Annotated in this window: 13 protein-coding genes and 1 tRNA gene; 12 read left to right on the top strand and 2 right to left on the bottom strand. The window is 48.6% G+C overall.

Annotated features, from left to right (window positions below; translation table 11 throughout):
• Nucleotides 1–47: 47 nt before the first annotated feature.
• A tRNA-Cys gene (locus GN241_12875) sits at nt 48–121 on the bottom strand.
• Nucleotides 122–753: 632 nt separating this feature from the next.
• On the opposite strand from GN241_12875, the gene GN241_12870 reads away from it, so the two are divergent.
• The 6 genes from GN241_12870 (at nt 754) to GN241_12845 (ending at nt 4,095) form a co-directional block, all read left to right on the top strand.
• Nucleotides 754–1,011 carry a type II toxin-antitoxin system Phd/YefM family antitoxin gene (locus tag GN241_12870; protein XAT58165.1) on the top strand — a complete coding sequence of 86 codons (258 nt, stop codon included), beginning with the start codon at nt 754–756 and terminating at the stop codon, nt 1,009–1,011.
• The gene (locus GN241_12865; GenBank protein XAT58164.1) at nt 1,008–1,286 is read left to right on the top strand and encodes a plasmid stabilization protein; all 279 of its coding nucleotides are present in this window, start codon (nt 1,008–1,010) and stop codon (nt 1,284–1,286) included. The genes GN241_12870 and GN241_12865 overlap by 4 nt, the downstream gene beginning before the upstream one ends.
• Before the next feature lie 872 nt (nt 1,287–2,158).
• A complete protein-coding gene (locus GN241_12860) occupies nt 2,159–2,416 on the top strand; it encodes a type II toxin-antitoxin system Phd/YefM family antitoxin (protein XAT59285.1) in 258 nt (85 codons plus the stop codon).
• Nucleotides 2,413–2,691 carry a plasmid stabilization protein gene (locus GN241_12855; GenBank protein ID XAT58163.1) on the top strand — a complete coding sequence of 93 codons (279 nt, stop codon included), beginning with the start codon at nt 2,413–2,415 and terminating at the stop codon, nt 2,689–2,691. Before GN241_12860 ends, GN241_12855 begins: the two co-directional genes overlap by 4 nt.
• Before the next feature lie 871 nt (nt 2,692–3,562).
• Nucleotides 3,563–3,820, top strand: a complete 258-nt coding sequence (locus tag GN241_12850; GenBank protein XAT59284.1) for a type II toxin-antitoxin system Phd/YefM family antitoxin — start codon at nt 3,563–3,565, stop codon at nt 3,818–3,820.
• Nucleotides 3,817–4,095: a plasmid stabilization protein gene (locus GN241_12845; GenBank protein ID XAT58162.1), complete on the top strand. Its 279-nt coding sequence runs from the start codon at nt 3,817–3,819 to the stop codon at nt 4,093–4,095. Before GN241_12850 ends, GN241_12845 begins: the two co-directional genes overlap by 4 nt.
• A gap of 1,335 nt (nt 4,096–5,430) precedes the next feature.
• Here the strand turns inward: GN241_12845 and GN241_12840 are convergent.
• Nucleotides 5,431–6,597 (bottom strand): nucleotide sugar dehydrogenase, encoded by a 1,167-nt coding sequence (locus GN241_12840; protein ID XAT58161.1) that lies wholly within the window; start codon nt 6,595–6,597, stop codon nt 5,431–5,433.
• A 302-nt stretch (nt 6,598–6,899) separates the two neighbouring features.
• On the opposite strand from GN241_12840, the gene GN241_12835 reads away from it, so the two are divergent.
• The 6 genes from GN241_12835 to GN241_12810 all read left to right on the top strand — a co-directional run bounded on the left by GN241_12835 (nt 6,900) and on the right by GN241_12810 (nt 11,540).
• The gene (locus GN241_12835; protein ID XAT58160.1) at nt 6,900–7,250 is read left to right on the top strand and encodes a hypothetical protein; all 351 of its coding nucleotides are present in this window, start codon (nt 6,900–6,902) and stop codon (nt 7,248–7,250) included.
• The gene (locus GN241_12830; protein XAT58159.1) at nt 7,243–7,554 is read left to right on the top strand and encodes a hypothetical protein; all 312 of its coding nucleotides are present in this window, start codon (nt 7,243–7,245) and stop codon (nt 7,552–7,554) included. The genes GN241_12835 and GN241_12830 overlap by 8 nt, the downstream gene beginning before the upstream one ends.
• A gap of 101 nt (nt 7,555–7,655) precedes the next feature.
• Nucleotides 7,656–8,114, top strand: coding sequence for a hypothetical protein (locus GN241_12825; GenBank protein XAT59283.1), 459 nt, complete (start codon nt 7,656–7,658; stop codon nt 8,112–8,114).
• Nucleotides 8,111–8,434 carry a hypothetical protein gene (locus tag GN241_12820; GenBank protein ID XAT58158.1) on the top strand — a complete coding sequence of 108 codons (324 nt, stop codon included), beginning with the start codon at nt 8,111–8,113 and terminating at the stop codon, nt 8,432–8,434. Before GN241_12825 ends, GN241_12820 begins: the two co-directional genes overlap by 4 nt.
• Nucleotides 8,431–9,549 (top strand): DNA (cytosine-5-)-methyltransferase, encoded by a 1,119-nt coding sequence (gene dcm / locus GN241_12815; protein XAT58157.1) that lies wholly within the window; start codon nt 8,431–8,433, stop codon nt 9,547–9,549. Before GN241_12820 ends, dcm begins: the two co-directional genes overlap by 4 nt.
• Entirely contained in the window at nt 9,546–11,540 is a 1,995-nt protein-coding gene (locus GN241_12810) for a hypothetical protein (protein ID XAT58156.1), read from the top strand. The genes dcm and GN241_12810 overlap by 4 nt, the downstream gene beginning before the upstream one ends.
• Nucleotides 11,541–11,545: the final 5 nt, after the last annotated feature.

Here is an 11,545-nt window from a genome sequence, read left to right as displayed (position 1 = left end):
GTATGAGAGAATTGTGAAGGAAAAGTCAGCTAAGTGCTTGATTTTATTGGAGGCGGGTACCGGAATCGAACCGGTGTACACGGATTTGCAATCCGCTGCATAACCACTCTACCAACCCGCCTCAAGTGATGTTTTTTGCTACATTAACACTGAGGAATGTGCAAGAGGCCATCCTTTGTTAATTGAGATAAAAGCACTAATTTCTGGTGGTTTACGTATGATTTAATTGAGAAAAGCCCTGTGAACAGATCCTTCAGGTCAGGCATGTATTTCTGCTTGAAATACACCCAAAGGATGAAATGCGCCTCGTGATCTTTCATCTCAATCAAAACCTCACACCTTAGGGTTGTTAAGGCTTAGCTGCCAAGTCTTGTTCCGACGCAAGCCTAGAGTTTGAAGCGCATCCGGTAACACACTGATATTAGTTGAATTACAATTTAATGTTGTGTGCGCTCACGCTATTGATGTGAAGGCAAACACTGCATGTTAACATGGCATTTATTTACAAGTGACCCAACAGTACTGTTTGAGCAAAATGGGCAAACAGTACTGTTGCAAACACAGTGTTTGATTAGCGAACCTGTGGATAAGTTTTTGAAACATGCATAATTACAGAGTGTTACGTTGCTTTCGCATGTAAACCTTTATTTTGACGTTGGAGCTCTAATCCACGTCCTACATCCCAATACAACATTGTCCAAGAAGGCTCAGTATGTTAGACAGTACTATAATCAACACGATTGGAAGTACGCTATGCCAAGCATACCGGCAAATGAATTGAAGACCCGAGGCGTTACAGCGATCGAGCAAGCTTTGGCGGAGAACACTGAAGCGATTGTTTCCGTACGTGGTAAAGACAAGTATGTGGTTATGAGCTTTGAGCAGTACTCTCACTTGCGTACATGTGAGCTAGAAGCCGCCATTCACGAGACACGTAAAGATCTTGCAGAGGGGCGGTTTATCACCGAGAGTCCTGCAGCTCACTTGAAACGCCTTAAGGAGATGAAATGAGCTACAGGCTGGTCTTTACAGACAGCTATAACAAAAAGGCTGCCAAATGGATCAAGAAGCACCCAACCCTTAAAGATCAGTATCTCAAGACCCTTCAGTTGATAGAGCTCGACATTCAACATCCGTCGCTAAGACTGCATAAGCTGACTGGTAAACTGAGTGGATTAAGTTCTGTCTCAATCAATATGAGCTATCGCATTACGTTGGAACTTATTATCCAGGACAACGACATTATTTTGATCAACGTTGGTTCGCATGATGAGGTTAATAGGTGACGTTAGAAATCCGCGTCTGCAATAGGTATAATTCAAGCACGCGACTTTAGCCAGTTTCATTATGCCAACACGAAAGGCAGGAATACCCTGTTTAAATGCAGTTTGCGCAGGGGGTGCGAGTGCGTTTTGCTAATGCTAGCCAAAGGACAACATCTCAACTCATGAAACGAGGTACTAGTGCTGTCAGAAAAGCAGAATTTATCCTGCACATTGTGTTCGCATTAGCAGTCTGAGGATCGACTTTTCCAGGGGCATAATTACCGTGTTCAACACCCTGATTTTGCTCAATTTTGTGTGAAAACTGTGTATCAACTGTGTAAGCTGATTTTAAGGAGGAATTTCGCCTTAAGTCTTTGTTTATAATAAATTAAACAGGAAATTTGGACGAGTGTAACTGTTTTTGCAATCCGCTGCATAACCACTCTACCAACCCGCCTCAAGTGATGGCGTGTGTTACACAATGACGAAAAGATGTGCAAGCGGTGACTGGTTTCGCGTTAGTCCTGGTGGGCTGTTGCTGCGGTATGATTTATCCCCCTTTTACCGCTCATTCAATTCTAGGCTGAAACAACTCGCGTTATTGATGTGAAGGCAAACACTGCATGTTAACATGGCATTTATTTACAAATGACCAAACAGTACTGTTTGAGCAAAATGGGCAAACAGTACTGTTGCAAACACAGTGTTTGATTAGCGAACCTGTGGATAAGTTTTTGAAACATGCATTATTACAGCACGTTACGTTTTTTTTGCATGCAAGCTCATATTTTAAAGTAGGATCTCTAATCCATGTTTCAAAGGCCAGGACAACATTGCCCAATAGTATTCAGTATGTTAAACTGTACGATAAGCAGCACGATTGGAAGTATGCTATGCCAAACATACCGGCAAATGAATTGAAAACCCGAGGTGTTACAGCGATCGAGCAAGCCCTGGCGGACAGCACTGAAGCGATTGTTTCTGTACGTGGTAAAGACAAGTATGTTGTTATGAGCTTTGAGCAGTACTCTCACTTGCGTACATGCGAGCTAGAAGCTGCTATTCATGAGACACGTAAAGATCTTGCAGAGGGTCGGTTTGTCACCGAGAGTCCTGCAGCCCACTTGAAACGCCTTGAGACGATGAAATGAGTTACAGGCTGGTCTTTACAGACAGCTATAACAAAAAGGCTGCCAAATGGATCAAGAAGCACCCAAGCCTTAAAGATCAGTATCTCAAGACCCTTCAGTTGATGGAGCTCAACATTCAGCATCCATCGCTAAGACTGCATAAGCTGACTGGTAAACTGAGTGGACTAAGTTCTGTCTCAATCAATATGAGCTATCGCATTACGTTGGAACTTATTATCGAGGACAACGACATTATTTTGATCAACGTTGGTTCGCATGATGAGGTTTATCGGTGACGTTAGCAATCCGCGTGTGCAATTGGTGTAATTCAAGCGCGCAGTGTAGCCAGATTCATTAAGCCAACTCGAGAAGCAGAAACGCCCTGTTTAAATGCAGTTTGCGCAGGGGTGTGAGTGCGATATTCTAATGCTTGCCAAAGGACAACTTCTCAACTCATGAGACGAGGCGCTAGTGCTGTCAGGTCAAACAGCATTTATCCTGCTCATTGTGCTCGCATTAAAAGTTTGAGGAGCGACATTTTTGGGGGCATAAATACCGTGTTCAACACCCTGATTTTGCTCAACTTTGTGTGTAAACTGTGTATCAACTGTGTAAGCTGAATTTAAGGAGTGAGTTTCTCTTAAGGCATTGATTTTAAACAATTAAATGTAATATTTGGGCAAGTGTAACTGTTTTTGCAATCCGCTGCATAACCACTCTACCAACCCGCCTCAAGTGATGGCGTGTGTTACACAATGACGAAAAGATGTGCAAGCGGTGACTGGTTTCGCGTTAGTCCTGGTGGGCTGTTGCTGCAGTATGATTTATCCCCCTTTTACCGCTCATTCAATTCTAGGCTGAAACAACTCGCGTTATTGATGTGAAGGCAAACACTGCATGTTAACATGGCATTTATTTACAAGTGACCAAACAGTACTGTTTGAGCAAAATGGGCAAACAGTACTGTTGCAAACACAGTGTTTGATTAGCGAACCTGTGGATAAGTTTTTGAAACATGCATTATTACAGCACGTTACGTTGTTTTTGCATGCAAGCTCATATTTTAAAGTAGGACCTCTAATCCATGTTTCAAAGGCCAGGACAACATTGCCCAATAGTGTTCAGTATGTTAAACTGTACGATAAGCAGCACGATTGGAAGTATGCTATGCCAAACATACCGGCAAATGAATTGAAAACCCGAGGTGTTACAGCGATCGAGCAAGCCCTGGCGGACAGCACTGAAGCGATTGTTTCTGTACGTGGTAAAGACAAGTATGTTGTTATGAGCTTTGAGCAGTACTCTCACTTGCGTACATGCGAGCTAGAAGCTGCTATTCATGAGACACGTAAAGATCTTGCAGAGGGTCGGTTTGTCACCGAGAGTCCTGCAGCCCACTTGAAACGCCTTGAGACGATGAAATGAGTTACAGGCTGGTCTTTACAGACAGCTATAACAAAAAGGCTGCCAAATGGATCAAGAAGCACCCAAGCCTTAAAGATCAGTATCTCAAGACCCTTCAGTTGATGGAGCTCAACATTCAGCATCCATCGCTAAGACTGCATAAGCTGACTGGTAAACTGAGTGGACTAAGTTCTGTCTCAATCAATATGAGCTATCGCATTACGTTGGAACTTATTATCGAGGACAACGACATTATTTTGATCAACGTTGGTTCGCATGATGAGGTTTATCGGTGACGTTAGCAATCCGCGTGTGCAATTGGTGTAATTCAAGCGCGCAGTGTAGCCAGATTCATTAAGCCAACTCGAGAAGCAGAAACGCCCTGTTTAAATGCAGTTTGCGCAGGGGTGTGAGTGCGATATTCTAATGCTTGCCAAAGGACAACTTCTCAACTCATGAGACGAGGCGCTAGTGCTGTCAGGTCAAACAGCATTTATCCTGCTCATTGTGCTCGCATTAAAAGTTTGAGGAGCGACATTTTTGGGGGCATAAATACCGTGTTCAACACCCTGATTTTGCTCAACTTTGTGTGTAAACTGTGTATCAACTGTGTAAGCTGAATTTAAGGAGTGAGTTTCTCTTAAGGCATTGATTTTAAACAATTAAATGTAATATTTGGGCAAGTGTAACTGTTTTTGCAATCCGCTGCATAACCACTCTACCAACCCGCCTCAAGCGATGTTTTCAGGTATATGAACACTGAGGATTGTGCAAGAGGCCATCCTTTTTTTATTGATGTAAAAGCGTTAATTTTTGGCACTTTAGGTGTGAATTTTGTGCGGAACGCCCTGTGAGCTGATCCTTCATTTTACGGATGTATTTTATCTATAAACACATCTTTGAGCTGAAGTGCGTCGTGTTTTCTTTCATCTCAATTACAACCTCACACCTTAAAGTTGTTAAAGCTAAGCTGCCAAGTCTTGTTCACAAGCAAGTCTAGAGTGTGGGATGCCTTTCGTAACGCACTGATAATATTTAAATTACCACTTAATGGTGCGCACGCTCTCGCTAATGAAGTGTAGGCAAACACTGCATGTTAACATGGCATTTATTTACAAATGACCCAACAGTACTGTTTGAGCAAAATGGGCAAACAGTACTGTTGCAAACACAGTGTTTGATTAGCGAACCTGTGGATAAGTCGAGAGCTGGAATGCAGAGCGCGTGGAGCCCTAGGTACATTCACAAAGCAAACACGGGAAGCAGAAACACCGTGGTTAAATGCAGACTGTGCGAAGCTGAGAGTGCTATTTGCTGATGCTTGCCAGCAGACAATATTTTAATTCATGTGGCGAGGGATACACTGTTAGCACAAACCGCATTTATCCTGCACATTGTGCTCGCATAAGGAGCATGAGGGGCGACATTTTTGGGGGCATAAATACCGTGTTCAACACCCTGATTTTGCTTAATTTTATGTGTAAACTGTGTATCAACTGTGTAAGCTGATTTTGAGGGGAGATTTTCTCTTAAGTAATTGATTTTACGTGTTAAAATGATATATTTGAAAGCATGGGTCTTTTTTAAAAGATTTGAACCGCGCAAATTTGGCTGTAGATTTTGAAAGTGGCTCAATTCTCTCCGAATAAGTCGCGCGTGTAGGTTTTATCAGCTACATCCTTTAGCTCGGACGACATGCGGTTTGTCAAAATCACGTCGCAAGCCGCTTTAAAGGCCTCTAAGTCTCGCATAACCGGCGAGTTGAAAAACTGCTCTTGCGCGAGCGCAGGCTCATATATCACAACCTCAATTCCTTTGGCCTTAATCCGCTTCATAAGACCCTGTATTGAGGATTGTCGAAAGTTATCGCTGTTCGATTTCATGGTGAGGCGATAAATGCCAACTTTGCGAGGTGACCGCTTTAAGATATCTTCGGCCAGAAAGTCTTTACGCGTTGTGTTCGCATCTACAATTGCGCGGATGATGTTCTGCGGAACGCTGTCGTAATTAGCCAGTAATTGCCTTGTGTCCTTGGGCAAGCAGTATCCACCATAGCCGAAAGAGGGGTTGTTATAATGCGCTCCGATCCGCGGATCAAAAGAAACACCTTCAATAATTTCCCGGCTATCTAAGCCTCGCGACATCGCGTAACTGTCTAATTCGTTGAAAAAAGCCACACGCATTGCGAGATATGTGTTTGAAAAAAGCTTGATCGATTCCGCCTCGCGGGTGCCCGTAAGCAGCAAGGTCGGATCTTTTATATGTGCGGCCGACTGGAGCAATTCTGCGAATATTTTTGCTTTTTCAGACTGGTCCCCCACAATAATACGGCTTGGGTTTAAGCTATCGTATAGCGCAGAGCCTTCGCGTAAAAATTCCGGTGAGAAAAAAATATTTTGGCTCTGCAATTTGCTGCGCAACCCATCCACAAAGCCAACTGGAATTGTTGACTTTATCACCAAGCAGGCCTCGGGTGCGTGTTGCATGCATTCAGCAGCCACGTCTTCAACGGAACGCGTGTCGAAAAAATTCAGCTTCTCATCATAATTGGTGGGGGTTGCGATGATAACGTAATCACTGCCAGGTAAAGCCTCGTGCAGATTTGTTGTCGCGCTTAGATTTAGATCGCCCGCAGCAAGGAAATCGGGCAAGTCTTGATCCCCGATGGGAGATTTTCGGGCATTTAAAAGTGCCACCCGACTGGAAGAAACATCTACGCCTATCACCTCACAATGTTGCGCCAGAATGGCCGCATTGGCGATCCCCACATATCCCAAGCCTACAACAACTATTTTCATTTCTTAAACCTTCCGAGTGCCGCGGCGTGTTACGCGTTAGATTGCGCCTTTGATAATCGCGCAACTGAACGGTGTAAAGAAACGCATTGAGCGCAGGGCATGTGCAAACTGTGCTGATAGAGGGAATGGGCCCAGCATTTTCTGTTAGGCGCTTTATTTAAGCGGGAAGGCTTTAAGCGCAACTGGCTTTTGTTCTTATTTTATGGCCTGCGCTGGCATCATGATGCCCAGCGTACGCCGCTCTAAACCAAAAGAAACATTTGAGCCTATATCTTGGCCACCCGTTAAAAGGTGAACCAACCATGCAGCATGATATTGAGATTATTCCTGGCACATCGGGCACTATGGGCCATGAGCTGGGCTTGGTGTTGAATTACAAAATCCCTGCCTCGGGCAAGCCGGTTGATTTATCGGGTGCAGAATTGGTGTTTATCGCCAGCGCGGGGGGCAGCGCGGTTCTCACCAAAGCCACCCCAGATATCACATGGAACTCTGAAACAGGGCAGATCGTGGTGCCCTTTAGCGTTGAGAATACGCGGGCGCTGGGCGCGCATTCCTATTTGAAATACACGCTTGAGCGGCGCGAGGGCGCGGCGCAACGGCTTATTCTGCACGGTCAGATCAACGTGACCAAAGTGTATAATGATGACTGACGCGGTTGTTGAGGTGATCGAGGCGCGGCGCGTGATCGAGATTGCGCAGCACCTCAAAACCAGCCTTGAGGTTTTTGCGCCCAAAGCCGAGCTGGTTGAGCTGCCGCTTCTGCCCGCAGCGGTGATCGAGTTGCAAAACCAAAAAGATGCATTGCTCGAAATTGTCACCTCTGGCCCGCAGGGGCCACGCGGCGATAGCGGCGCAAAAGCCAGCGTGTCAGATCACCCCGATAACGCTTTGAGCGCAACGGCAGAGGGAACGCTGTTTGCGCCCTATTTGGAATATTCAACAACAGATTGGTAAGTATCATGGCCCGTTTTCAAATTCACAAAGTCACTGCTTTGCCATCGCCACTGGAAGCACATGCGATCTATCTTGTGACCTCTGGCACAGATTACGTTGAAATGTATGTCACAGGGGCCAGCGCTTCAACGGTGCGCCGCCATATCAATGAAGCGGATGTGCAAAGCCTGATCGATGCATCCGTTGGCGGGCTGGGCGCGATGGATATCGTGGATGATATTGCGGCCCGCGATGCGCTGGATCTAAGCGAGAATGCCATTGTGCTGGTGCTGGATGCCAGCGCCGATGCCACGGTATCCAGCGGCGCGGCCACCTATGCCTATCGCGCCAGCCCCGATCTTTGGGTAAAAATTAGCGAGGCTGAAAGCATGGATCTGGCGCTGACATGGGCCAGCCTGAGCGGCAAGCCGAGCAGCGCGGTGGCCGAGATTGATGATGCCGTGGCCAAAAAGCACAGCCATGCCAATAAAACCCAGCTGGATAAAATCGATGAGGTGGATGGGCAGCTCACCTATGCAGGATCGGCTGTCAGCACCGATTGGGCAACGATAGGCTGGTGAGCGCGTTTCGGGCGCATAAGCTGGTTGCCGCCTTGCCTGATCCGCTTGAACCCAACGCGCTTTATCTGCTGCGCACGGGCGCGGGGTTTGATCTTTATGCGAGCGATCAAACCGGCAGCGCGGCGCATAAGCTGAACGCGGGTGACGGGGGCGGGGGCGGCACAGGCGGCGGCTTTACGCCCGCCCGCCAAAGCGCGGCCCATGCGGCGTATATTTATTTTGATCTGGGCAATCGGATCAATCGCTGGGATCGCGCTGCAGAAACCATGCAAAGCGCGCCGGGGCTTTGGGCGGATCGGGAAGGCTTGAGCTACGCATGATATACGGTTCTGTTTGCTCTGGCGTAGAGGCCGCAACTGTCGCCTGGCATCCGCTTGGCTGGGAGCCGCAATGGTTTAGCGAAATTGAAAAGTTTCCGAGTGCTGTTTTGCACCACCATTACCCAAATGTGCCGAATTACGGCGACATGACAGCTTTTAAGGAGTGGCCCAATGACCCAATTGACCTTTTTGTCGGAGGAACCCCTTGCCAAAGCTTCTCAGTCGCTGGACTTCGAAAAGGACTTAGTGACCCACGCGGGAACCTTATGCTCACCTATCTTGCCATTGCTGCAAAGTATCAGCCCAAGTGGTTGGTTTGGGAGAACGTCCCCGGCGTCTTGTCATCAAACAAAGGACGGGATTTTGGCACCTTTCTCAGAGCGCTGGGGGAACTCGGGTATGGGTTTTCATGGAGAAGCCTTGACGCTCAATACTTCAGTGTGGCCCAAAGACGCAGGCGTGTGTTCGTTGTCGGATACGCTGGAGACTGGAAACGTGCCGCAGCGGTTCTTTTTGAGCGCGAAAGCTTGTCAGGGCATCCTGCGCCGAGCCAAGAAACGCGGGAAGAAATTGCCGGAACAATTGCTGCAAGCTCTTTCACAGGTGGCCCAAGCGGAAAGCCAGAAGGCGCAGCTGTAAATCATTTTGTGCCAGCAGTAAGCAATGCACTCTGCGCGCGTGACTACAAAGGCGCTAGGCCAGAGGCAGACCAGGACACGGCAAGTTGCATAGCATTCGGCGCACAAAACAGCGCAAGCCAAGGCGACAGCGTGTCAAAGCATGTCACGCCCACGCTCGACAAAAGCAAAACGCCAGCTGTGGCAACGCATTCGGTCGCTGGTATAATTATTTCACACAGTGGGTTTAGCAACAGCATTAACCACGCGGCGGCTGGATATATGGCCTTGCAACACATGCAAGTGCGCCGCCTAACGCCAACCGAATGCGAGCGCTTGCAGGGCTTTCCCGACAACTACACGCAAATCCCATACCGCAACAAGACAGCGGAAAGCTGCCCTGATGGGCCTCGCTACAAAGCTATGGGCAACTCAATGGCTGTGCCTGTGATGCGCTGGATTGGCGAGCGGATCAACATGGTGGAGAACCTCATTTGAGCATTCGCACGCATCTTACACAAACGCTGGGCGCAACGCATTTGCTGATGCTGGATAATGCCACCGCCTTGGGTGATGGTTTGCCGATTGCCTTTGACCCTTTGGGCGGCAGCTTTGAGGGTGCAAAGATTTGTGAAGGCATCAGCGCCAGCTATCGCGCCAGCGCCGATAAGTTTCAACGCGGCACCATCCCGCGCTGCGATGATATCAACAATAGAAAGGACATCTATCAGCATCGCAGTTTATGCGTTTGGTTTGCCAGCACCAGCGTGGATGCCCCAACGGGGATTTATGCCCAAGGCGGCGGGGGCAATAACTTCGCCATTCTGGTCGGGATTGCCCGCGCCATTACGGTGCAAGCAGCCGATGAAGGACAACCGTTTTTAATCGCGCAATCGGCATTTCTGGCCGAGGTGGATCGCCCCTATTTTATCTGTTTCATCTGGCAGCGCCCCAGCGAGCATGAGGGGGCGGGCACGCGGATTTTGCTTTATATCAACGGGGTGCACCAACACACGGTGGAAAAGGATGGCACCGAGCCCTTTCCTGGGCATAACGCTGATATTGGCATTGGCAACTGTAAGCTTGGGCTAAAAAGCTATAACGACGCGCAAATGCAAATGGGCGGCGTGATCAAAGATGTTGCCATGCTGGGCATGTTCAACAACCGCTCCTTCAGCGCAGCTGAGTGCCGCGATCTGTTCGAGCGCAGCGTTGTGCCGCTTCACGTGATTGAAGGCAATGTGGCGCAGCAACAAGCGGCGCTGGATGCGCTTTCGGGCACAGAATTTGCCGGTCAGAATTGCGCTATTCGGATTGTTCAGGCAACCAATGCCACCGATTACCGGCTGATCCTTGATAATCTGCTCTTTGAACAAGATCCCAATCTGCGCGATATCGCAGTGCAATATGTTGGGCCGCATGAATTAACCTTACTCAACGCCAATGGATCAAATGCAGCTGAGATCTGCACCCCGCCCGCGGTGGATTTGGATGGCATCACGGTTTTAGAGGGCGGTGGATCATTGGCGCTGGTGGAAAAGGTGATCCGCGCCGCAACGCCGGGGGTGGTGACGGGCGATGGCGATTTGCTGATTATCACCAGCCCTGGCGCTTATATTTTGGATGCCACGCGGATTCCGGTTGTGGAAAATATCAGCGGCGGGGCGGTGCAGCTTTCAGCGATCAACGGCGCGCAATCGCCAACAAGTTTGCTGGAAAGCTTTGGCAGCATCAGCTTGTCTTCTGCGATGCGGGTGCAGGATTTTGGCGGCGCCGCCACCAAATTGATTGTTTGGAATGCCGAAGATGTGGCGCAGGGCAAAGAGCTTTACCCCTATCAAGAGGCGATCAGCCATCGGTTTGACACCTCTGGGCTGACGCGGTTGCGGGTGGCGATTGATAAGCCTGGGCATTATGCGCAGGTTAAAGAGATCGATGTGCGCGAGATTGATCAGCTTGAATTCATGGCGTTGAACGCAACCCCAAATCTGGATGTAAACACCGATATCTCGGCGCTGATCACCGCTTCAGATATGGCGATCATTGCCGATCCTTACGGGGCAGGGTTTGATGTGCTGCGCGCCACGATTAGAGGTGATCATCCCAATATCACCACACAGCAATGGCTGCGCTTTACCGATTATGCGGCGGGCACAAAGGAAGGGCTGACCGCCTTGGGGCTTTATGGCTTAAGCGGCGAGGATGTTTATCAGGCCACGCCATCGGGCTTGGCGGTGCTGCGCCCTGTGATCGAGGCGCGGGCAGATGCCACCAATCGGGTTGAGGTTAAAGCCTATATCGATGCAAGCGGCGCAAAAGCGCTGTTCGCGGGCTATGAGTATGCGCCGCGCAACGCCGAGAATGTGGCCGTTCAAACCACCAATGCCGAGCCTTTGGTGGATTACAATCAGATGCAGTCGATCATGCAGGGCGCGATTGCGCTGACCGAAGATTACGCGCAGATCGCGGCGCAAAACACCCAAAAATAAGAAGG

Source organism: Rhodobacteraceae bacterium IMCC1335, assembly GCA_039640495.1.
Taxonomy (GTDB): domain Bacteria; phylum Pseudomonadota; class Alphaproteobacteria; order Rhodobacterales; family Rhodobacteraceae; genus Thalassovivens.
The sequence above is the reverse complement of the archived record's forward strand: the minus strand, read 5'-3'. Positions and strand labels throughout refer to the sequence as shown.